General features: G+C 59.5%; 22 protein-coding genes. 9 read left to right on the top strand and 13 right to left on the bottom strand.

What is annotated here, in order from left to right; genetic code table 11:
* Positions 1-388: 388 nt before the first annotated feature.
* Genes J2Y56_RS11170 through J2Y56_RS11160 form a run of 3 tightly spaced genes read left to right on the top strand, consistent with a single transcriptional unit; the run spans position 389 to position 4802 of the window.
* Positions 389-2125: a type I secretion system permease/ATPase gene (locus J2Y56_RS11170; protein ID WP_310350130.1), complete on the top strand. Its 1737-nt coding sequence runs from the start codon at positions 389-391 to the stop codon at positions 2123-2125.
* A gap of 6 nt (positions 2126-2131) precedes the next feature.
* Entirely contained in the window at positions 2132-3472 is a 1341-nt protein-coding gene (locus tag J2Y56_RS11165; RefSeq protein WP_310350129.1) for an HlyD family type I secretion periplasmic adaptor subunit, read from the top strand.
* A 1-nt stretch (position 3473) separates the two neighbouring features.
* The gene (locus J2Y56_RS11160) at positions 3474-4802 is read left to right on the top strand and encodes a TolC family outer membrane protein (protein ID WP_310350127.1); all 1329 of its coding nucleotides are present in this window, start codon (positions 3474-3476) and stop codon (positions 4800-4802) included.
* Between the two features lie 44 nt (positions 4803-4846).
* On the opposite strand, the gene J2Y56_RS11155 is transcribed toward J2Y56_RS11160, so the two are convergent.
* Both J2Y56_RS11155 and J2Y56_RS11150 read right to left on the bottom strand, forming a co-directional pair.
* Positions 4847-5182, bottom strand: a complete 336-nt coding sequence (locus tag J2Y56_RS11155; RefSeq protein ID WP_007948930.1) for a hypothetical protein — start codon at positions 5180-5182, stop codon at positions 4847-4849.
* 72 nt (positions 5183-5254) lie between these two features.
* Positions 5255-5473, bottom strand: coding sequence for a hypothetical protein (locus tag J2Y56_RS11150; RefSeq protein WP_007948931.1), 219 nt, complete (start codon positions 5471-5473; stop codon positions 5255-5257).
* Positions 5474-5649: 176 nt separating this feature from the next.
* On the opposite strand from J2Y56_RS11150, the gene J2Y56_RS11145 reads away from it, so the two are divergent.
* Positions 5650-5889 carry a hypothetical protein gene (locus J2Y56_RS11145; protein WP_007948932.1) on the top strand — a complete coding sequence of 80 codons (240 nt, stop codon included), beginning with the start codon at positions 5650-5652 and terminating at the stop codon, positions 5887-5889.
* Positions 5890-5998: 109 nt separating this feature from the next.
* Here J2Y56_RS11145 and J2Y56_RS11140 read toward each other — a convergent pair whose 3' ends face one another.
* Positions 5999-6196: an SPOR domain-containing protein gene (locus J2Y56_RS11140; protein ID WP_007948933.1), complete on the bottom strand. Its 198-nt coding sequence runs from the start codon at positions 6194-6196 to the stop codon at positions 5999-6001.
* 200 nt (positions 6197-6396) lie between these two features.
* Here J2Y56_RS11140 and J2Y56_RS11135 point away from each other — a divergent pair, with 200 nt between their 5' ends.
* The gene (locus J2Y56_RS11135) at positions 6397-6759 is read left to right on the top strand and encodes an NUDIX hydrolase (RefSeq protein WP_310338294.1); all 363 of its coding nucleotides are present in this window, start codon (positions 6397-6399) and stop codon (positions 6757-6759) included.
* A gap of 33 nt (positions 6760-6792) precedes the next feature.
* On the opposite strand, the gene J2Y56_RS11130 is transcribed toward J2Y56_RS11135, so the two are convergent.
* The 8 genes from J2Y56_RS11130 to J2Y56_RS11095 form a co-directional block, all read right to left on the bottom strand.
* A complete protein-coding gene (locus J2Y56_RS11130) occupies positions 6793-7566 on the bottom strand; it encodes a 1,6-dihydroxycyclohexa-2,4-diene-1-carboxylate dehydrogenase (protein WP_310350123.1) in 774 nt (257 codons plus the stop codon).
* A gap of 199 nt (positions 7567-7765) precedes the next feature.
* Complete coding sequence (gene benC / locus J2Y56_RS11125; RefSeq protein ID WP_007944754.1) at positions 7766-8779, bottom strand: benzoate 1,2-dioxygenase electron transfer component BenC; 1014 nt, start codon at positions 8777-8779, stop codon at positions 7766-7768.
* Positions 8780-8789: 10 nt separating this feature from the next.
* Complete coding sequence (benB, locus tag J2Y56_RS11120) at positions 8790-9278, bottom strand: benzoate 1,2-dioxygenase small subunit (RefSeq protein WP_007944753.1); 489 nt, start codon at positions 9276-9278, stop codon at positions 8790-8792.
* Complete coding sequence (gene benA, locus J2Y56_RS11115) at positions 9275-10639, bottom strand: benzoate 1,2-dioxygenase large subunit (protein ID WP_310350120.1); 1365 nt, start codon at positions 10637-10639, stop codon at positions 9275-9277. The genes benB and benA overlap by 4 nt, the downstream gene beginning before the upstream one ends.
* Positions 10640-10949: 310 nt before the next feature.
* Positions 10950-11903, bottom strand: coding sequence for an AraC family transcriptional regulator (locus J2Y56_RS11110; protein WP_310350147.1), 954 nt, complete (start codon positions 11901-11903; stop codon positions 10950-10952).
* 118 nt (positions 11904-12021) lie between these two features.
* Positions 12022-12951 carry a catechol 1,2-dioxygenase gene (catA, locus tag J2Y56_RS11105; RefSeq protein WP_310350118.1) on the bottom strand — a complete coding sequence of 310 codons (930 nt, stop codon included), beginning with the start codon at positions 12949-12951 and terminating at the stop codon, positions 12022-12024.
* A gap of 55 nt (positions 12952-13006) precedes the next feature.
* On the bottom strand, positions 13007-13297 hold the full coding sequence (gene catC, locus J2Y56_RS11100) for a muconolactone Delta-isomerase (protein WP_007944748.1): 291 nt from the start codon (positions 13295-13297) through the stop codon (positions 13007-13009).
* A gap of 9 nt (positions 13298-13306) precedes the next feature.
* Entirely contained in the window at positions 13307-14455 is a 1149-nt protein-coding gene (locus tag J2Y56_RS11095; RefSeq protein ID WP_007944747.1) for a muconate cycloisomerase family protein, read from the bottom strand.
* A gap of 127 nt (positions 14456-14582) precedes the next feature.
* Here J2Y56_RS11095 and J2Y56_RS11090 point away from each other — a divergent pair, with 127 nt between their 5' ends.
* Positions 14583-15473: a LysR family transcriptional regulator gene (locus tag J2Y56_RS11090; protein WP_310350116.1), complete on the top strand. Its 891-nt coding sequence runs from the start codon at positions 14583-14585 to the stop codon at positions 15471-15473.
* Here the strand turns inward: J2Y56_RS11090 and J2Y56_RS11085 are convergent.
* Together J2Y56_RS11085 and J2Y56_RS11080 are read right to left on the bottom strand one after the other, a co-directional pair.
* Positions 15470-16369, bottom strand: coding sequence for a polysaccharide deacetylase family protein (locus J2Y56_RS11085; protein ID WP_310350114.1), 900 nt, complete (start codon positions 16367-16369; stop codon positions 15470-15472). The genes J2Y56_RS11090 and J2Y56_RS11085 overlap by 4 nt on opposite strands.
* A 145-nt stretch (positions 16370-16514) precedes the next feature.
* Positions 16515-17462, bottom strand: a complete 948-nt coding sequence (locus tag J2Y56_RS11080) for an ABC transporter substrate-binding protein (RefSeq protein WP_007944744.1) — start codon at positions 17460-17462, stop codon at positions 16515-16517.
* Between the two features lie 295 nt (positions 17463-17757).
* Here J2Y56_RS11080 and J2Y56_RS11075 point away from each other — a divergent pair, with 295 nt between their 5' ends.
* From J2Y56_RS11075 to J2Y56_RS11065, 3 genes are read left to right on the top strand one after another with little or no spacing between them, the layout of a single operon-like run.
* Positions 17758-18744 (top strand): aliphatic sulfonate ABC transporter substrate-binding protein, encoded by a 987-nt coding sequence (locus J2Y56_RS11075; protein ID WP_310350111.1) that lies wholly within the window; start codon positions 17758-17760, stop codon positions 18742-18744.
* 10 nt (positions 18745-18754) lie between these two features.
* A complete protein-coding gene (locus J2Y56_RS11070) occupies positions 18755-19597 on the top strand; it encodes an ABC transporter permease (RefSeq protein ID WP_007944742.1) in 843 nt (280 codons plus the stop codon).
* 3 nt (positions 19598-19600) lie between these two features.
* Positions 19601-20314: an ABC transporter ATP-binding protein gene (locus tag J2Y56_RS11065; RefSeq protein ID WP_007944741.1), complete on the top strand. Its 714-nt coding sequence runs from the start codon at positions 19601-19603 to the stop codon at positions 20312-20314.
* Positions 20315-20348: the final 34 nt, after the last annotated feature.

Genomic DNA, 20348 nt, shown 5'->3' with positions numbered 1-20348 from the left:
GTTGTGCTCCTTCAGGGAAATCACCGTGTCTTGCGTCGCCAAAGTTTTGGCAAGCTCCAAGCGAGGCGGCCGCTCCCCCGATAACTAAGACTAAAGTTCCATAGCAAAAGAATGTCAATTTTATGCCGTAAAAAGCAGACAGCCGGACACAGTGCCTCTAACTGACTGTTTTTTCGCGACTTATGGGATTTTAAAAGTAGCTATAGAGCAAAATGTTATTTCGAACTGTGTCGTCGGGATCTAAGCTTTTCCATGCGGGAGCACCGCAGAGATTTCGCAAGACTCGCCATAAGAGCGACCAGCCTGCGAATCGACGAGGGGCCTACAAAACAACATCACCGTGAGCTGTTGCGCTGGAAGGAACCGGCTTTTTGAAGGGGAGATCCAAATGCACAAGCAGCCGAGCACCCGTTCCGAATTGGCCGACGCGCTCTTTCGCCTACGCCACAGTTTTTACGCGCTGGCAGCGTTCAGCGGCGTCATCAACGTCATGATGTTGACACCCGCCGTATACATGCTTCAGGTCTATGATCGGGCCCTGGTCAGTCGAAACGTCACGACGTTGACGATGTTGACCGTTCTGGTGATTGGTCTGTTCTTGCTGATGTCTACGCTGGAAATGGTTCGCACCCGCATGCTGATCCGGGTCGGCAACAACCTCGACATGGACCTCAACCGGCGCATCTTCACCGCTGCCTTCGAGCGCAACCTGAACCGCGCCGGAGGTAATCCGGCCCAGGCCCTGCAAGATCTCGCGCAGGTCCGTCAGTTTCTCACCGGCAATAGTCTGTTCGCTTTCTTCGATGCGCCGTGGACACCGATCTACCTGTTAATCGCCTATCTGATCCATCCGCTGCTCGGACTGCTCACCCTGATCGGCTCGCTGATTCTGGTGGGTCTGGCCTGGCTCACCGAAAAGGCGACGCAGAAACCGCTGGCCGAAGCCAATCAGGCCGCCCTCTCCTCCGCCAACTATGCCAACAACAACTTGCGCAATGCCGAGGTGATCGAGGCCATGGGCATGCTGCCGTCAATCGGCAAGCGCTGGTACCAAAGCCATTTGCGCATTCTGGAAATGCAGACCCTGGCCTCCGACCGCGCCGCCATGATCAGCAGCACTGGACGCTTCGTTCGTATCACTTTGCAGTCGCTGATCCTCGGCGCCGGCGCGCTGCTGGCGATCGAAGGCAAGATCACCCCTGGGATGATGATTGCCTGTTCAATCCTCACCGGTCGTGCGCTGGGCCCGGTGGAACAAGTCATCGGGTCATGGAAACAGCTGCTCGGCTGCCGTACGGCCTGGGGCCGGCTTAACGAAATGCTGAACGAATATCCGCGCCGGCCGCCCAGCATGTCGCTGCAGCGGCCGCTTGGCATGCTGGCGGTGGAGAATGTGTATGCCGGTTCCCCCGGAACCAACAACACCATTTTGCGCGGCGTCAGCTTCAGCTTGGTACCCGGCGAAAGCCTTGGCGTTATCGGTCCATCCGCTTCGGGCAAATCCACCCTCGCCCGCCTGCTGGTTGGCGTCTGGCCGGCGCAGGCCGGCAAGGTTCGCCTGGACGGCGCGGACATTTTCACCTGGAACAAAGGCGAACTTGGCCCCTGGCTCGGCTACCTGCCACAGGACGTCGAACTGTTCGAGGGCAGCATCGCCGACAACATTGCGCGCTTCGGCGAAGTGGACAGCGATGCGGTCATCCGCGCGGCCAAGGCCACCGGCGTGCACGAGATGATCCTACGTTTCCCGCAAGGTTATGACACGCGCCTGAGCACCGATGGAAGCCCCCTTTCCGGTGGACAGAAGCAACGCATCGCCTTGGCCCGCGCGCTGTATGGCGAACCCAATCTGATCGTGCTGGATGAGCCGAACGCCAACCTCGACGACGTCGGCGAAAAAGCCCTGGTCGATGCGCTGGCCAAACTCAAGGAGCGTGGCGCCACCGTCATTCTGATTTCCCATCGTCCCAACGTGCTCTGCGCCGTCGATCAGGTGCTGATGCTGCGCGACGGCGGTGTGCAGATGCTCGGCTCGCGCGACGAAGTATTCGCAGCGCTGCGCAAGGCCACTGTAATGCCTGCAGGCACGTCGACCCCGCTAGCCTCCGTCAAATCACGGGAGTGATCGATCATGCAAATGAGCCCACACACCGAGATGATTCATATCGACCCCAAGAACGAGGTGGATCTGAACATCAGTAAACCCGCACGCTGGGGCATCTGGCTGGTGATCGCCGGCTTCGGCGGCTTTCTCCTGTGGTCCTGGCTGGCGCCGCTGGATGCCGGCGTGGTCGCCACAGGCACGGTCAAAGTCACCAGCAAAAGCAAAGCCGTGCAGCACCTGAGCGGGGGTACCGTGGAGGCGATTCTGGTTCAGGAAGGCGATGTCGTGGCCAAAGGTCAGGAAGTGGTGCGTCTCGACTCCTTGCGTGCCGTTGCCGAACAAGGTGCGGTCAGCGCCCAATACATCGTCAGCAAGACGGTGGAAAACCGTCTGGAAGCGGAACGTGACAATCGCAATGTGGTGAACTTCGATCCCGAGTTGCTCAAGCGTTTCAGGGGTGACCACCGCCTGATGGCCGCCATGGACCTGCAACAGCGCCTGCTGGACACCCGGCGCGCCGGTCTCGCTGGAGAAATCAGCATCCTGGAGGAAAACCTCGCGGCGTCGGCGGTGCAGCTCAAGGGCCTGCAGCAGGTCTATAGCGCCCGCGGCTCGCAAATCAACTTCCTCAACCAGGAACTACAAGGCACCCGCGTACTGGCAGCCGAAGGTTATGTGCCGCGCAACCGCCTGCTTGAGCTGGAGCGCAGCAATGCCGACCTCTCCGCCGGTCAGGCCGAGAACCTCAACAACATCGCTCGTGTGCGCAGCCAGACCACCGAAATCAAACTGCGCATCCTGCAGCGCCAGCACGATTACCTGAAGGAAGTCGAATCGCAACTGACCGACACCGCCAAGGAAAACACCACCCTGGCCGACCGCTTGCGCGCGCTGGACTATGAAGTGACCCACACCGTGATTCGCTCGCCCATCGATGGCATGGTCCAGGCCCTGAGCATTGCCACCGTCGGCGGGATCATCCAGCCTGGCTTCAAGATCATGGAAATCGTTCCGCTCAACGAACCGCTACAGGTCGACGCGATGATCCCCGTCCAGGCCATCGACAAGATGATCCCCGGCCTGAACGTAGACATTGCCTTCCCGGCTTTCAATCATGCCCAGACGCCGAACATCCCCGGCCGCGTGAAGACCATCTCCGCTGACCGCCTGCTCGACGAGGCAAGCAAGGAACCGTTCTATCTGGCCCAGGTCGAAGTCACACCCGATGGCATGGGTCTGCTGGGCACCAACCACATTCGCCCCGGCATGCCCGCGACCGTCACCATCAAGACTGGCGAACGCAACATGATGAGCTATCTTCTTAAACCAATGCTCGACCGTGTGGACAGCTCATTCAAGGAACAATGAAATGGAACGTCATTGCCTGTTCCTCTGCCTGCTGGGGCTGGCTTTACCTGCCAGCGCCATGGACCTCAAGCAAGCCTGGGACCTGTTGCAGTACCAAGGCCCTATCTACCGCGCCGCCGTGCATGAAAAAGAAGCCGGTTCGGAAAACCGCGCCATCGGCACGGCCGGCCTGCTGCCGCAGATCAATGCCTCGGCCTACGACAACAAAGTCAATGGCTCTCAACGCCAGAGCGGCGTCAACAACGATCTCGACTACACCTCCAAGGGCGCTAACGTGCGCCTGCGCCAGCCGCTGTTCAACAAACAGAAGATGGCCGAGTACCGCCAGGGTCAGCAGCGTGCCGACTACAGCGTTGCGGTGTTCGATGCCAAGAGTCAGGACGCCGCGGTGCGCCTGGCTGAAAGCTATTTTGATGTGCTCCTGGCCAGCGAAACCATCGCCTTGGCCAAGTCCAAGCTGCGCGCCTTCGACGAGCAGCTTGCCTCGGCGAAACGGCGCATGGAGCTGGGGGCCGGCACTATCACCGACATTGACGAGTCGGTTGCTCGCCGCGACCTCGCCGAGGCCGAACTGATCGAGGCGCAGGACAACCTGGTCAACACGCGCAGCAAACTTGAGGAATATATCGGTGAAACTCCCGAATCGCTGACCACTTTACGTCCCAACTTCGATACCCCGCCGCTGCTACCGAGTAACCTGCAGGACTGGTTGGTCAAAGCCCAGACCGATAGCCCGCTGATCCTCGCGCGCCGTTACAGCCGCGACCTCGCCGAAGAAGAAGTGAAGCGCGCCAGCGCTGGCCACTGGCCGACTCTGGATTTCATTGCCGGCTACACCGCTGGCCAGAGTCAATCACTCTCCGAATTGAACCAACGCAACCACTACGGCTCAATCGGGCTGGAAGTCAATTTCCCGCTGTTCAGCGGTGGCGGCGTCAGCGCGCTGACACGCCAGGCCAGTGCCAATAGTGATAAGGCCCTGGACGAACTCGACGCCACGCGGCTGGAAGTCATCTCGGGAACCACCCGTGAGTTTCGTGGCATACAGAGTGGCGCCAAACGTATTCACGCGCTGGAGAGAGCCGTAGAGTCCAACGAACGCTCACTGATTTCGACACGCAAGGGTTTCAAAGAGGGGGGCACCAGCACCAATGTGGACGTGCTCAATGCCGAAGAATTGCTCTTCGTTGCACGCCACGATCTGTTCGAGGCCAAGTTGCGCTATTTGATGTCGCACCTGCGCCTGGCTTCTTCGGTGGGCAGTCTGGGCGACGATGATATCGCCCATATCAACGACTACCTGGGCCCGGAACTGCTGGTCACCAATTAACTGTCACCTGCCCTGCCTGCATTGCGAAGCAAACCCTTGGCAACTTACAAACACGCCTTGACTGCCTTGCGCATCGCGTCGGACTTGGCCCATGGCGGCCCCTGATACAGCGAAACCCGGCTGCCGTCCTTGTATTTGACGATGTCCAGAATTTCATCTGCCGTGATGATGCTCGGTGCCGTGATCCGGTAGCCATTGGAAATACCCGCCTGAGTCGTCTTCGGTATTTCTTGCTGCCACGCTGGCAAAATGCACGCGGCCAGCTCTTTCGGCGGTTTATCGCTGTATTTGCTGACGTTGGGCTCACCCGGCACTACAGACGCCGGCAACGAACAACCCGCCAGCATTGCCAGCGTTACTCCCCCAATCAACATCCGCATGACGCACCTTCATCCCGAAAAAAAACGGAATGTACCGCGTCGCCGTCCGGACATCCATCTATTGAACACCACTCAGTGTGAAGCATTGTTTTCAGGAGGGTCGGGATAGGTTCTTTTGTTCAGATAGTCCATCCACCGTTCATACGCTTCATGTTGCCATTGCGTGACCCGCTCCCACTCCGTGCCACTGAGTTGATGAGCTGAAATCAGCTTCATCATCTCCGAAGTGGCGGCATCCAGATCAACGATCAGCTCATGGGCATGCAATCTGAAATCATCGGTCTTGCTCATTTAGGGCCTCGGCGTCGCGATATGGGTTGACCTTCGTACGACATCCGGCGGTGTCACTCGCACTCAACTTCCCGACCAACGGAAGCACCCTTCATCGCTCAGGGATCAGACGAGCAAACGGTGTGTCATACCCAATAGAACTACTTTTTCATTGCGAGAAATGGCGGGAGGTCATCATGTGGCTTAACGAAGATGAAAACGAACTTCGCCGCGACCTGCAAAGCGTCGCGTCGGACTTGAGATGGTCGGCAGTCGAATTGCTGCGCATTTCAGAGCAGCTACGCCAGGCAGGCAATGAGGTGGATGCGCAAGCCGTACTCAGGTTGTGTGAGTTGTTTCAAGGCGATGAAGGACGACTGGCGGGCTATGCCGAAGAAGTGAAAGCCAAGGTGATCAGTCGAACGAAAGCTCACTGACAGGAGGAAGCGACTGACCGTCCTGCCCTGCTGAACCCGCTCGCCGTACACATGCTTATTGCAGGCGTCCAAACAAGAAGCCCCGGTATCCGGGGCTTCACACGTGCTGTCATGCTGATTTCTGGCTTGACGGGCGGACCGTCCTGGCTCGATAGGCGGGAAGTGATGCGGCATAGGCCAATGCTTCTTCTCTGCTGCTGAAATCCCCCAACCGATCACCTTGGGTGCATACCCGCCAGGGACCGTTGTTTACGCTCAGCACGTCATAACCGTTCATGTGCATTTTATTCAACATCGGAACGCTCATGGTGACCTCCTGTTTGGCAGTGATATCGACGACGGCCTGATTACCTTACACCCGACCCTCGCCCACGTACCGACCAGACGTCGCGTCAGGATTCAATTGCACTTTTCGACGAGAGTACTCTTCTAACCCGTGAAGCAGAATTCACGGCCCGAATATTGCAGATCGATGTTTTTTTATGACTTCCGTCAGTCAGGTGACGAATGAAAGTACGTGCAACAGTCATTTGCGAGCTGGATCGACATGTTCTCCTGGTGCGAAAACCCAGGTGCCGCTGGAGTTTGCCGGGTGGAACAGTCGAGGCCGGTGAAACTACCGCAGGCGCGGCGCGACGTGAGCTTCAGGAAGAAACCGGCCTTGGTGCCGACAGCCTGCTGTACCTCATGGAACTGGAATCGGGCGGCACCCGCCACCACGTCTACGAAGCGTGGGCGCCGAACCTTGATCTGGCCCGCCCCTTGAATGAAATCATCGATTGTATCTGGCATCCCCTGGAGACCGTCGACAACCTGAGCACGAGCGACGCCACACGCCAAATCATCAAAGCGTTTCTGCGTCGCCTGTAGGCTGCGGCGGCAATGGCTTGCTGTCAGTGAGCGTCAGCCCTGATCACCACCGCCGACCGGCATGATCATGCCAGTGATGTACGAGGCTTCGTCGCTGGCCAGAAACAGAATGGCGCCAGCCTGTTCATCAAGGGTGCCGTAGCGCTTCATCAAACTGCTCTCAAGCGTCTGCTCGACGATCTGCTGATACCAGACCTTTTCTTCCGCGCTTTGCTCGGCATCGTTGCGTGCGATGACCCGAGGCGGCGCCTCGGTACCGCCGGGTGCAGTCGCATTGACCCGGACGCCGCGACCGGCGGTTTCAAAAGCCAGGCACGCCGTCAGGGCATTCACGCCGCCTTTCGCCGCGCCATAGGGCACGCGATTGATACTGCGCGTGGCGATGGACGAAACGTTAACGATGGCGCCACTGCCCTGCTCCAGCATGATCGGCAGCGCCGCATGACAGCACCATAACGTGGGGAACAGCGAACGGCGGACTTCGGCTTCGATCTGCTGCGCTTCATAGTGCTCAAACGGTTTGGCCCAGATCGTGCCGCCGACGTTGTTGATCAATACGTCGAGGCGCCCGAAATGCTCGACGGCGGCGCGCATCACCCGGCTGCATTCGTCATATTGCTCAAGATCAGCGGTCAGGGCCAGCACCTGGTTGCTTTGACCCAATTGTTGCTGCACTTCGAACACATGTTCGGAGCGGTCGACCAGAATCAACCGCGCACCTTCAGCAGCCATGCGTTCGGCCACCCGCCGCCCGATGCCTTGCGCCGCCCCGGTAATCAGCGCGACTTTTTCGTGGAATCTGTTCATGTGTACCTCATGACGAAAATTGTTGTCGCGATACACGCGATCTGTAGCAGCTGGCGAAGCCTGCGTTCGGCGGCGAAGCCGTCGTCAATTCACCCACCTCGGTGTGTCAGGCCGATCCCGAGCGCATGTTTTACGACTGCTGCGCAGCCGAACGCAGGCTTCGCCAGCTGCTACATGAGTGCATCACTGCTGAAAATACTTATGCCGCGCTGGCGGCAAATTTTTCGTAGTAAAAATTCGCAGGCTTGACGCCTTGCTCGCGAATGAACTGACTGACCGCCTCGACCATCGGCGGCGGGCCGCACAGGTAGACGTCGACGTCGCCCTCGTTCAAATGCCGGGGCTCGATGTGTTGAGTCACGTAACCCTTGAGCGGGTGCTGACTGTCGGGGCTGGCCACGCAGGCACTGAAGCTGAAACTCGGGATGCGTGCGGCGAAGGCTTCGAGCCGATCGAGCTCCACCAGGTCGAAATCGTTGGTCACGCCGTAGATCAAATGCAACGGATGTTCGCTGCCCTGCTCGGCGATTTTTTCCAGCATCGCCGTGAACGGCGCCAGGCCCGTACCACCCGCCAGCAGCAACAACGGACGACGAATGTCGCGCAGATAGAAACTGCCCAACGGCCCGGCCAGGCTCATGCAGTCGCCTGCTTTCGCCATGCCGGTCAGGAAGCTGCTCATCAAGCCGCCAGGCACGTTGCGGATCAGGAAACTGACCTCGCCGTCGCGCTGCAACGAGCTGAACGAATAGGCGCGGGTCTGCTCGCTGCCGGGAATCCCGAGGTTGACGTATTGCCCCGGCAGGAATGCCAGGGTGCTCAGCGCTTCGCCCTTGATCGACAACGCGATGGTGCTGTCAGACAACTGCCGCACAGCGCTGATCGTCGCCTCATAACTGGCCTGCCGGGTGCGGCAAACATCCGAGGACGCCGGCACCCGCACCACGCAATCGCTCTGGGCGCGCATCTGGCAAGTCAGGACAAAACCCAGCTCGGCTTCTTCGGCGCTGAGCGCGTCTTCGATGTACTCCTCACCCAAGTCATAACGACCGGCCTCGGCAAAGCATTTGCAGGTGCCGCACGCGCCGTCGCGGCAATCCAGCGGGATGTTGATGCCCTGACGGTAGGCGGCATCAGCCACGGTTTCGCCGGCATTGGCGTCGATGAACCGGGTGACACCGTCTTCAAAATTGAATGCAATGGAATGCGTCATGACCGCCGCCTCACAAGTGGTAGACATCGATGACCTGGCGAACGTAATCGTTCTTCAGGATCACTTTCTTGGCCTTGATCAGCGGGTTTTCGCCGCGCACATCGAGGGTGTAGAAACTGCTGCCGAAATAGCTGTCGACGGTCTTGTAGCGAAAGCTCAAGGTGTGCCAGTTGAAGCGCACCTTGCACAGACCGTCCGCCTGTTCGAGCAGCTCGATGTTGCTGAGGTTGTGCGACGTCCGAGTGTCCGGAATGCTCGCGCTGGAGCGCTCGGTCTTGATGCGAAAGATGCGGTCTTCCAGGCCGGTGCGGTTGCCGTACCAGATCAGCGAGATTTCCCGCTGCGGGTCTTCGGTCAACTCGTCGTTATCGTCCCAGGACGGCATCCAGAACGAGGCGTCGACCGCATACAGCTCCAGCCACTCGTCCCATTGCTTGTCATCGAGGTAGCGTGCTTCGCGATACAGAAAATCGCGCACGGCTTCATAGGTGATGGTCATTGCACGGCCTCCACGGCAATCAATTCGGGCTGTTCCGCGGCCAACGCCTTGAGCATCGCTTGCTGCCAATACTTGTGTTGCAGCACGAACAGGCCTTCGTCTTCGGTACGCACGCCACTGAGCAGCGGATGCAGGTCGATTTCCTTAGCCGCCTCATCGGCGCCCTCGACCCAGTGTTCGGCCCCGCGGGACATGTCATTCCAAGTGGTGACGCTGCCCTGATAGCTGGTCTGGCACGAGCGAAACTCTTCCAGATCGTCCGGGGTGGCCATGCCGCTGACGTTGAAAAAATCCTCGTACTGGCGAATCCGGCTGGAACGGGCGTGATCGCTTTCGCCTTTGGGGGCGATGCAGTAAATGGTGATTTCCGTGCGGTTGACCGAGATCGGCCGGGCGATGCGGATCTGCGAGCTGAACTGATCCATCAGGTACACGTTCGGGTACAGGCACAGGTTTCGCGAGTTCTCGATCATCCAGTCGGCGCGGGCCTGGCCAAAGTCTCGGGCCAATTCGTCGCGACGCTCGTACAGGGGACGGTCCTCGGGGTTGGACCAGCGCGTCCACAGCAACATGTGGCCCTTGTCGAAGGAATAGAAACCACCGCCCTGCTTGGCCCAAGTGCCGGCGCTCATGGTCGGATTACAGTCACCGGCCTCGCGTTGTTTGCGCTGGTTTTGCGTCGCCGCGTAGTTCCAGTGCACCGAGCTGACGTGGTAGCCGTCGGCGCCGTTTTCGGCGGTGAGTTTCCAGTTGCCTTCGTAGATGTAGCTCGAAGACCCGCGCAGCACTTCCAGGCCATCAGCGGACTGGTCGACGATCATGTCGATGATCTTGGCGGACTCGCCGAGGTGTTCAACCAAAGGCACCACATCGGCCTTGAGGCTGCCAAACAGGAAGCCGCGATAGGACTCGAACCGCGCGACTTTGGTCAGGTCGTGTGAGCCTTCGCAATTGAAGCTCGCCGGGTAGCCGGCCGCTGCCGGATCCTTGACCTTGAGCAGTTTGCCGGAGTTGTTGAAGGTCCAACCGTGGAACGGGCAGGTGTAGGAGCTTTTGTTGCCGGTCTTGTGCCGGCACAGCGTCGCGCCGCGATGGCTGCAGGCGTTGATGAACGCATTGAGCACACCGTCCTTGTTGCGCGCGATGAAGATCGACTGGCGCCCCATGGTGGTGGTGTAGAAATCGTTGACGTTGGGAATCTGGCTTTCGTGAGCCAGATACAGCCAGTTGCCTTCGAAGAGGTGTTTCATTTCCAGATCGAACAACCGTGGATCGGTAAACATCTCCCGCTTGCAGCGATAGATGCCGGTTTCTTTGTCATCTTCAAGCAGGGAGTGAAGGTATTCGGGTCGCAGGGACATGGCCGCCGCCTCCATTGTTTTTATTCAGGCAGGGCCATGCTAAGACGGGGGGATAAGGCGGACTATCCGCTGGGTGCAAACCTGTATCCGTTTACTGCAGCAGTCAGGTGCAACGCAACCCTGTAGCAGCTGCCGAGCCCGCGAGGCTGCGTTCGAGGGCGCAGCACTCGCAAATGGGTTCGCATAGTGTTTCGGTAGAGCGCATTGTTCCTTGGCGAGCGCTTCGCACTCGAACGCAGCCTCGCAGGCTCGACAGCTGCTACATACAGCCTCGCGCTGCTCGGCAGCTGCTACAGGGATATTTGGCGGGTCAGTGGCGGCGTTTGAGGGTATCGGAAGGCAGCTCGCCGAATTGTTTGCGGTAGCTGTCGGAGAACCGGCCCAGGTGCAGGAAGCCATGATCCATGGCCACTTCCGTGACGTTGCGCACGTTGCACGTCGGGTCGCTCAGGCACTGGTTGATGCGCTCCAGCTTCTTCTGGCGGATATAGTTTTGCGGGGAAGTTCCCGCGTTGCGCTCAAACAGCCCGTACAACGAACGCAGGCTCATTCGCGCCTGACGTGCCAGTTCTTCGCTGTCGATGTCGTGCTTGAGGTGGTGTGCGATGTAATCGGCAATCACCTCAAACGTGGGCGAGTTCAGGCTGCTCCGGATAACGTTGGTTTTCATCAGGCTGAGCATCTTGCTGACGATGATCTGGGCGTAGTGTTCCTGCACACGCGGGATCTGCTCGGTGGCCTCGGCTTCCTGGCAAATCATCGCCAGCAGGCTGACGAAACCTTCCAGCTCATCGAGCTGGTAACGGTTCTCCAGGAACCGCACGCCCTGCCCCGGGTACTGCCAGCGCTGTTCATCACATACCGACTCAAACAAACGTGTGGGGACTTTCAGGATGAATTTTTCGCAATCGTCGGAATAGGTCAGATCGACCGGTTCATCGGGGTTGATCAGCAGTAACTCACCCGGTGCGAAGTAATGCTCCTGCCCGCGCCCACGCGCCAGGCAGTTGCCCCGCAGCAGCACTTGCAGGTGATAGATGCTGTCGAGCGCGCCCGACGTCACGCGCACGCTGGCGCCGTAGCTGATGCGGCACAGGTCCAGGCTGGCGAATTTGCGATGATCGAGGCTGGCCAGCGGTCGACCGGCCTTGGGCATCAGGATGCAATGGTTGCCAACATGCTGATTGACGTAACCCGATACCGCATAAGGGTCGGCATGGTCGAATACTCTGCTGCGCTCACTCAACAGTTGCGCGTGCATAATCAGGTCACTCTCATTGTTGTTATCGGCGGTTGGGCCATTCTAGTGCCCTGGCCCAAACACAAAAGGCCACGAGATAAACGGTCAGTTATCTCGCAGCCCGGTTCGTTGCTAGAGGTGATCAGTCCTCCAGCGCACGAACCCGTTCGTGACGTTGCTGTTCTTCTGGTTGCGCCGTGGACTGCAAGGTGAAATCAAATTCGATTTCGGCAAACCGGCCGCTGACACCATGTGCCGCTGCGCGTTGCTGATCGTCGCTGAAGGTGATTTTGGCGATCAGTTCATCACGGGTGGCGTAGGCGAAATCGTCGTGCAGGTATTTTTCGCCATCGAGGTTGATCTGGGTGGTCAGATGGCGATGATCCGGTGCCGAGATGAAGAAGTGCACGTGCGCCGGACGCTGGCCGTGACGGCCCAGTTGATCGAGCAGTTGCTGAGTCGGACCATCCGGTGGGCAGCCGTAACCCGACGGCACGATGCTGCGGAAACGGTAGCGACCTTCAGCATCGGTCACGATCCGGCGACGCAGGTTGAATTCCGATTGCGTGGTATCGAAGTACGAGTACGTACCGCCGGTGTTGGCGTGCCAGACGTCCACCACGGCACCGACCAGCGGTTCGCCGGCGGTGTTGAACACGCGCCCCTGCATGAACAGCGTCACACCCGGATCGAGACCATCATCGAGACGCGCTTCGCCTTCGGACAACGGCGCACCGGCCACGTACAACGGGCCTTCGATGGTGCGTGGCGTGCCGCCGGATTTGCCGGCCTGCTCGTCTTCGGCGTCCATCAGCAGGTCGAGGTAATGCTCCAGACCGAGCCCGGCGACGATCAGCCCGGCCTCCTGACGCGCGCCCAGTACGTTGAGGTAGTTAACGGCTTTCCAGAACTCTTCCGGGGTCACGGCGAGGTCTTCGATGATGTTTACCGAATCACGCAGGATGCGGTAGATCAGGGCCTTGGCTCGCGGATTACCGGCATCGTTGTGCAGGCCGCTGGCCTCTTCGAGAAACTTCTGGACTTGGGCAGTGTGGGAGATCTTGACGTTCATTTTGTTGGGTTCCTCATCTTGTAATTATTTGCTTGGCGAACTGAACAGGCTGGGTTCAGCGGTCATCCTCGCGGATGGAAGACGGGTGCCGGCACATCGCGTCGATCTCGATCGCCATGTACGGAAACAGCGGCAGTTGCATCAACAGGTCGTGCAGTTCTTGAACGCTGTCGACGTCGAATACGCTGTAATTGGCATAGTGCCCGGCGATGCGCCACAGGTGACGCCACTTGCCTTGCTCTTGCAGGCGGTGGGCCAGGGCTTTCTCGTCAGCCTTGAGTTTGGCTGCGGTTTCCGGGTTCATGTCGACCGGCAGGTTCACGGTCATTTTTACGTGGAACAGCATGATCTCTCCTCAGGCTTGATGAACGGAAGTGGATGTTTTGTCGCGACGGAAAAACGCCAGGCGTTCTTCGTCCAGGGTCAGGCCCAGGCCCGGTGTTTGTGGGACATGCAGCTCGAAATCGCGATAAACCAGCGGCTCGCTGAGAATATCTTCGGTCAGCAGCAAGGGGCCGAACAGTTCGGTGTCCCAAGCCAGTTTGTTCAGGGTGATAAAGGCATGGGCCGAGGCCATGGTGCCGAGGCCGCCTTCCAGCATGGTGCCGCCGTACAGGGCGATGCCGGCTGCTTCGGCAATCGCGGCAGTACGCAGCACGGCGCGTGGGCCGCCGTTCTTGGCGATCTTCAAGGCAAACACCGACGCAGCGCCTTCGCGCGCCAGATTGAAGGCGTCTTCCACGCATTCGATGGACTCGTCGGCCATGATCGGCGCCGGGCTCATCGCATTCAGACGCGCCATGCCGGCACGGTTGTTGCGCGATATTGGCTGTTCGATCAAGTCGATGCCGTTGGTGCCGAGGATCCGGCAAGCGCGCAACGCGACCGCTTCATCCCAGGCCTGATTGACATCGACCCGCACGCTGGCGCGGTCGCCCAGGGCTTTTTTGATCGCAATGACGTGGGCCAGGTCGCGGTTGACTTCACCGGCACCGATTTTCAGCTTGAAGATCCGATGGCGGCGCAGGTCGAGCATTTTTTCCGCTTCGGCGATGTCTTTGTCGGTGTCGCCGCTGGCCAGGGTCCAGGCCACCGGCAAGGCATCACGAACACGCCCGCCCAGCAATTCGCTGACCGGCAGGCCGAGGCGCTTGCCCTGGGCATCGAGCAACGCGGTTTCGATCCCGGATTTGGCAAAGGTATTGCCCCGAATGCTGCGTTCCAGACGCAACATGGCGGCATTCACATTGCCGCTGTCCTGGCCGATCAGCAGCGGCGCGAAGTGTGTGTCGATGTTGGTCTTGATGCTGTCCGGGCTTTCGTTGCCATAGGCCAGGCCACCGATGGTGGTGGACTCACCGATCCCTTCAATGCCATCGGCGCAGCGCACACGGATGATCACCAAGGTCTGATTCTGCATGGTGTGCATCGCCAGCTTGTGCGGGCGGATGGTCGGCAGATCGACGATGATCGTCTCGATGGATTCAATGGCTGTTGCACGCATGTCGATACCCGTCAGGTTCTTAAAGTTCTGGAACCGATTCTCGTACGGCTTTTTTCGCGATGCCAATATAGAATTGGTCTGACTTGATACCTTTAAGGTATGCAAACGACTGATGTTCGGAGGCCCCATGGAACTGCGTCACCTGCGGTATTTTCAGGTGTTGGCTCAAACCCTTAATTTCACCCGTGCCGCCGAACTGCTGCACATCGCCCAACCGCCCCTGAGCCGGCAGATCCAGCAACTGGAAGACGAGCTGGGCGTGTTGCTGCTGGAGCGTGGGCGCCCGCTGAAGCTGACGGAGGCCGGGCGGTTTTTCCATGAACACTCCACCGCCCTGCTCGAACAGCTGAACAAGGTCTGCGACAACACGCGGCGGATCGGCCAGGGAGAAAAGACCTGGCTGGGCATCGGCTTCGCGCCTTCGACCCTCTACGGTGTGCTGCCGGAACTGATCCGCCGACTGCGCAGCGGCGAACCACTGGAGCTTGAGTTGGGGCTGTCGGAAATGACCACGCTGCAACAAGTGCAAGCGCTCAAGGCCGGGCGAATTGATATTGGTTTCGGGCGAATTCGCATCGACGACCCGGCGATCATTCAAACGGTGCTCACCGAAGACCGCTTGGTCGCCGCCCTGCCCGCCGGCCATCCCCTGCTGTCCGGGCCGGTCAGCCTGCGCCAACTGTCCAAAGAACCCTTTGTGCTGTACCCGGGCAATCCGCGCCCCAGCTATGCGGACCATGTCATCGCGCTGTTCGAGTCCTATGGCGTGAGCATTCACGTGGCGCAATGGACCAACGAACTGCAAACGGCAATCGGTCTGGTGGGCGCCGGGATCGGCGTGACGCTGGTGCCAGCCTCGGTGCAGCTGCTGCACCGCGACGACATTGGCTTCACCCCGTTGCTGGAAGACAACGCCACCTCGCCGATCATTCTCAGTCGGCGGGTGGGCGATGTTTCACCGGGGTTGAATCATTGTTTGAAGGTGATCGAGGAGCTGCAACCGCAGGCCAGGTTTTAATGGGAGTTCCTGTCCCAGAACCAGTTCCAGAAACCCGGCAGTTCTACTGCCTGCGAACTGTCCTTGACGGTGCGCGCCATCGCCGCTTGCAGCACCGCGTCGTGATCGTCGTAAAACGGCTTCTGCGCCAGTGGCACGCCGGTGGCCTTGGCGCTGTCGATCAGGATTTGCAGGTATTCCCGGGTGTGCCGGGCGGTGTAGCGATTGAGGTCGTGGAAGGTCACCACCACCGGAATCACCCCATCCACGGTCGGCAACTCACCCTGCGCAATGCGCTCACGCACTTCAGACATTGAACGCAGCATATGCGAGCGTCGCCGGGGGCTGGCGTTAAAGCCCCAGATTTTGCCGTCATTGGCGCTCAAATCGGTCAGCAATACATGCATGCCGTGCTGCTGATAGGCGGCGAAGACGCGTTTGTCATAGTTCCAGAATGGCGGACGTACCAGGGTCGGCGGCTTACCGGTGATGGCTGCTATGTCTGCACTGCCTTTGCTCAGCGCCTGTTCCAGTTCTTGCGGGCTCAGCGAGCGGTGATTGGTGTGCCAGTGGGTGGCGGTGTGAAACCCCAGCACCTGTCCTTCTTCCTGTTCGCGATGCATGAGCTGGCGCCCGATGTCACTGTCGCCGGCCCGTGGCGCGCCGGTCTGCACGAAAAACACCGCTTTGATGTTTGGCTGTAGAGGATTGTCCTTCAGGCTGTCGAGCACGGTCGCGGTGGGGTTCCAGAAGCTCGAAGCGCTGGGGCCATCGTCGTAGGTCAACAGAAAACGAATCGGTGCCTGGGCCTGCAGGCGTTGTTCCGTCTGTGGGGTCAGTTGGATGGGGGCAGCAATACAGCCTGCGAGCCCGACGGCGATGGCCATTGCGCTGAATAGTGTGTACAGCTGCTTCATGTTTTGCCTTGGATCAGACCGTGACGGTCAACTCATCAAATGGCAAAAGTCCTTCGCCCGTTCATCCTTCGCCGGCCCGCCAGTTTCGCGGGCCGGGGTTGGATCAGGGTACACAGTGTTTGGTTCCGCTGCCCGCCCTCCTCGCTTACTGCGCCAAGGCCTGCTGGAACGAGTGGTCGATGATCGGCGCGGTCGCCAGCGCCGTCGGCAGTGCCTTGACCTTGAACAAGAAGTCCGCGGTGCTCTGCAAATCCGCCGCCGCTTGCTGATCCACCGGGCCGACGGTCATGTGGGCCTGACGCAACCAATGGCGCGACACGTTCTGATCGAGATTGGCTTTCTTCGCCCACAGGTCGGCGTATTCGTCGGTATGGCTGTCGACCCAGGCACGGGCTTTTTTCAGGCGCACCAGGAAATCGGCGATGGCTTCGCGCTTGCTGTCGATGGCCGGTGTCGAGGCGGCGATGGCGCTGAGGCCAGGCATCAGGTTTTTAGCAGTGAGAATCGGGCGCGCGCCGGAAAACAGAATCTGCTGGGAAATGTACGGTTCCCACACCGGGAACGCGTCGATGCTGCCCTGAGGCAATGCGGCTGAGGCGTCTATCGGCATCAGTTTGATGAACTCGACGTAGTCTTCCGGCAGATCGGCTTTCTCCAAAGCGCGCAGGGTCAATTGCTGGCTCCAGGCGCCGGGCCAATACGCGACTTTCTTGCCCTTGAGATCGGCGATGCTGCGGACCGGTGAATCCTTGGGCACGAGCAAGGCAATGGTGTCCGGATTCTGCCGCGACACACCGATCAGCTTCACCGGCGCCTGTTTGGCTGCCAGAAACAGAAAGCCGGAATCCCCGAGAAACCCCACGTCCAGTGCGCCGGTGTTCAATGCTTCGGCCAGTGGTGCAGCGGCCTGGAAATGCTTCCAGTCGACGGTATAGGGCGCGCCCTCCAACGCACCCGAGGCCTCCACCGAAGCGCGCACGTTGTAGTAATTCTGATCGCCGACATGCAGGACCACGGGGTCGGCGGCGTAGGTGATCGGGGCGGCAAACAGTGCACTGGTCAACAGACTGCGCACGAATCGGGACAGGTTCATCGGAGGCTCCATGGGCGTTATTTATATAGACCCTAACGCTCTTACAAACACCTTTATAAATTCTATTTGTGCATAAGCTCATGACCTGAATCCAGTGGTGTTGCCCCAGCAACACCCATTCAACACACTGCCTGCCCCGGTACACCAATCACGTCTCTTAACACGGAAAACGCCCCGACAAACCGGTAAATCCCAGACATGGCACAGAGCCTGCAATATTCCATTTATGCAGGAAGCACTCAGACAAAATATTTTTCTGGATATAAAAAATCGTCGCCTTGCCCGGAGCCACCCCATGAAATCCACCTTCCGCTTTTCCAGCGTCAAGTACCTGCTGAGTGCCTGTGCACTGGCCCTGAGCCTGCAACCGCTGGCCCAGGCTGCCGAAACGCCACCCGCCGAGGTGCATCTGGATTACGCCTATTACTCACCGGTGAGCCTGGTGCTCAAGCACTTCGGTTTCCTTGAGAAGGCCCTGCCACAGACCAAGGTCAGTTGGGTCCTGAGCCAAGGCAGTAACCGTTCACTGGAATACCTCAATAGCGGCGGCGTCGACTTCGCTTCGTCCGCCAGCCTGGCCGCTGTGCTCAGCCGCGCCAACGGCAGCCCGATCAAGTCGGTTTATGTGTACAGCCGCGCCGAGTGGACCGCGTTGCTGGTGCGCAAGGACTCGCCGTACAAAACCGTGGCAGATCTCAAAGGCAAGAAAATCGCCGCCACCAAAGGCACCGATCCGTATCTGTTCACCTTGCGCAGCCTGCAACAGGCCGGCTTGAGCAAAGACGATGTCGAACTGGTGCATTTGCAGCACCCGGACGGTCGCATCGCCTTGGAGAAAGGTGACGTCGATGCTTGGGCCGGGCTGGATCCGCACATGGCGGCCAGCCAGGTTCAGGCCGGTTCGCGCTTGTTGTATCGCAACACCCAGTTCAACAGCTACGGCGTGGTCAGCGTCACTGAAACCTACGCCAAAGAGCATCCGCAAACGATCGATACCGTGCTGAATGCTTATGAACAGGCCCGCGAATGGGCGGTAAAAAATCCTGAAGAACTCGCGAAACTGCTCGCCAGCGAATCCGGCCTGCCGCTGGAAGTGGCCTCGCTGCAACTGTCGCGCACGGACCTCAGCAGCCCGCAGCTGACCGCCAAGGATGTGCTCGCCTCGAAAGCCGCGGCGCCCATTCTTGTGTCCGAGGAGCTGGTTCGTCGTGGGGTGAATGTCGATCTGGTCATTGATCAACTGATCGATACCGGCGTTAAACAAACCGTGGCTCGTCAGTAACGGGGAACTCATGACCAGCAAAAGCAAAAATCTGCCACTGGAACTGCCCACGCCGCGCCGCGCCAGGTTTTCCCTGCACAACGCCTGGCGCCTGCGCCTCAAGGGCCTGGTGTTGCCGGTGCTGATCGTTCTGTTGCTGGAGTTCGTCGTGCGGATCGGCTGGTTGCCCTCCTACCAAATGCCGGCGCCGAGCGAAATCGCACTGACCCTCAGGGACCTGGCCGACGGTGCATTGTGGAAACACATCAGCGCCAGCCTGCTGCGGGTGTTACTCGGTTTCGCCATCGGCGCCAGCCTGGCGCTGGTGTTCGCCGCGTGGGTGGGGTTGAGCCGTGAAGCCGAGGCGTATCTGGAACCGACGTTCGCCGGTTTGCGCTCGATCCCGAGCCTCGCCTGGGTGCCGCTGTTGTTGCTGTGGCTGGGCATCGACGAGACCTCGAAAATCGTTTTGATCGCGATCGGCGCGTTTTTTCCGGTGTACCTCAACGGCGTTGCGGCCATCCGCGACATTGATCGCAAACTGGTGGAAGTCGGGCAAATGTATGGTTTCAGTCGGCGTCGGCTGGTCCGGCGGATTCTCCTGCCCGCCGCCCTGCCCGGCCTGTTCACCGGGTTGCGCAGTGGCATGAGCCTGGCGTGGATGTTTCTGGTGGCCGCCGAACTGATCGCCGCGACCAAAGGCTTGGGCTATCTGCTGAGTGACGGTCGCGAGACTTCGCGCCCGGACATCGTGCTGGCCGCGATCATCGTGTTGGCGCTACTGGGCAAACTCAGCGACGGCCTCCTCGCCGGCCTGGAGAAACGTTTCCTGGCCTGGCGCGACACCTTCAACGGTCAAAGTACCGAGGACTAAGCCATGACCGCGCACCTGCTGGACATTCGGGTCGAGCGCAAATCCTTTGCCGCCACCACCGTCCTGAAAAACATTCACCTGCAATTGCAGCCAAGGGAAACCGTCAGTCTGCTCGGCCCCAGCGGCTGCGGTAAAAGCACGTTGCTGCGCATCGTCGCCGGGCTGGAAAAGGATTTCCAGGGCGAACTGCGCAACAACGCGGGCGAAGTGGCCTTCGTGTTTCAGGAGCCACGGCTGATGCCCTGGCTGACGGTCGAGCAAAACATCGGTTTCAGCGCCGACAACCATTACGACAGAGCCTGGGTCGCACAACTCATTGAGGAAGTCGGCCTGGGCGGTTTCGCCCAAGCGCTGCCCAAAGCCCTGTCCGGCGGCATGGCTCAGCGCGTCGCAATAGCGCGGGGGCTGTATTCGCGACCGCAGGTCTTGTTGTTGGACGAGCCTTTCAGCGCGGTGGACGCCTTCACCCGCATGAAGCTTCAGGATCTCTTGCTGCAACTCGCCCAGCGTCACGCCATCGCCCTGCTGCTGGTGACCCACGATGTCGATGAAGCGCTGTACCTCAGCGACCGGGTGCTGGTCATGGACAATCGGCCCAGCAGCATCCGCCAGCAACTGAGCGTGGATTTGCCCCATCCACGGGATCGGCGCGATCCGCAGCTGGCGAGTTTGAAGGCGTTGTCATTGACCGAACTGCAGCGTGCCCATGTGATCTGAAGGCTAAGCTGAACATTCTCGTCACAGCTTTCAA

Origin of the sequence: Pseudomonas sp. BE134 (genome assembly GCF_031456105.1) — a bacterium.
Lineage (GTDB): Bacteria > Pseudomonadota > Gammaproteobacteria > Pseudomonadales > Pseudomonadaceae > Aquipseudomonas.
Note: the sequence above shows the minus strand (reverse complement) of the source record. Positions and strands in the feature narration are given on the sequence as shown.

Excerpts from the sequence above, each read along its gene's own strand:
- J2Y56_RS11155 (WP_007948930.1), bottom strand. The coding sequence starts at position 5,182 with ATGCGGATGTTGATTGGGGGAGTAACGCTGGCAATGCTGGCGGGTTGT.
- J2Y56_RS11075 (WP_310350111.1), top strand. The coding sequence starts at position 17,758 with ATGAAATCCACCTTCCGCTTTTCCAGCGTCAAGTACCTGCTGAGTGCC.
- benB (WP_007944753.1), bottom strand. The coding sequence starts at position 9,278 with ATGACCATCACCTATGAAGCCGTGCGCGATTTTCTGTATCGCGAAGCA.
- J2Y56_RS11160 (WP_310350127.1), top strand. The coding sequence starts at position 3,474 with ATGGAACGTCATTGCCTGTTCCTCTGCCTGCTGGGGCTGGCTTTACCT.
- J2Y56_RS11150 (WP_007948931.1), bottom strand. The coding sequence starts at position 5,473 with ATGAGCAAGACCGATGATTTCAGATTGCATGCCCATGAGCTGATCGTT.
- J2Y56_RS11095 (WP_007944747.1), bottom strand. The coding sequence starts at position 14,455 with ATGCGTGCAACAGCCATTGAATCCATCGAGACGATCATCGTCGATCTG.
- catA (WP_310350118.1), bottom strand. The coding sequence starts at position 12,951 with ATGAACGTCAAGATCTCCCACACTGCCCAAGTCCAGAAGTTTCTCGAA.
- J2Y56_RS11135 (WP_310338294.1), top strand. The coding sequence starts at position 6,397 with ATGAAAGTACGTGCAACAGTCATTTGCGAGCTGGATCGACATGTTCTC.
- J2Y56_RS11080 (WP_007944744.1), bottom strand. The coding sequence starts at position 17,462 with ATGAACCTGTCCCGATTCGTGCGCAGTCTGTTGACCAGTGCACTGTTT.
- J2Y56_RS11065 (WP_007944741.1), top strand. The coding sequence starts at position 19,601 with ATGACCGCGCACCTGCTGGACATTCGGGTCGAGCGCAAATCCTTTGCC.
- J2Y56_RS11145 (WP_007948932.1), top strand. The coding sequence starts at position 5,650 with ATGTGGCTTAACGAAGATGAAAACGAACTTCGCCGCGACCTGCAAAGC.
- J2Y56_RS11130 (WP_310350123.1), bottom strand. The coding sequence starts at position 7,566 with ATGAACAGATTCCACGAAAAAGTCGCGCTGATTACCGGGGCGGCGCAA.
- J2Y56_RS11070 (WP_007944742.1), top strand. The coding sequence starts at position 18,755 with ATGACCAGCAAAAGCAAAAATCTGCCACTGGAACTGCCCACGCCGCGC.
- J2Y56_RS11140 (WP_007948933.1), bottom strand. The coding sequence starts at position 6,196 with ATGAGCGTTCCGATGTTGAATAAAATGCACATGAACGGTTATGACGTG.
- J2Y56_RS11170 (WP_310350130.1), top strand. The coding sequence starts at position 389 with ATGCACAAGCAGCCGAGCACCCGTTCCGAATTGGCCGACGCGCTCTTT.
- benA (WP_310350120.1), bottom strand. The coding sequence starts at position 10,639 with ATGTCCCTGCGACCCGAATACCTTCACTCCCTGCTTGAAGATGACAAA.
- J2Y56_RS11085 (WP_310350114.1), bottom strand. The coding sequence starts at position 16,369 with ATGAAGCAGCTGTACACACTATTCAGCGCAATGGCCATCGCCGTCGGG.
- catC (WP_007944748.1), bottom strand. The coding sequence starts at position 13,297 with ATGCTGTTCCACGTAAAAATGACCGTGAACCTGCCGGTCGACATGAAC.
- benC (WP_007944754.1), bottom strand. The coding sequence starts at position 8,779 with ATGACGCATTCCATTGCATTCAATTTTGAAGACGGTGTCACCCGGTTC.
- J2Y56_RS11090 (WP_310350116.1), top strand. The coding sequence starts at position 14,583 with ATGGAACTGCGTCACCTGCGGTATTTTCAGGTGTTGGCTCAAACCCTT.
- J2Y56_RS11165 (WP_310350129.1), top strand. The coding sequence starts at position 2,132 with ATGCAAATGAGCCCACACACCGAGATGATTCATATCGACCCCAAGAAC.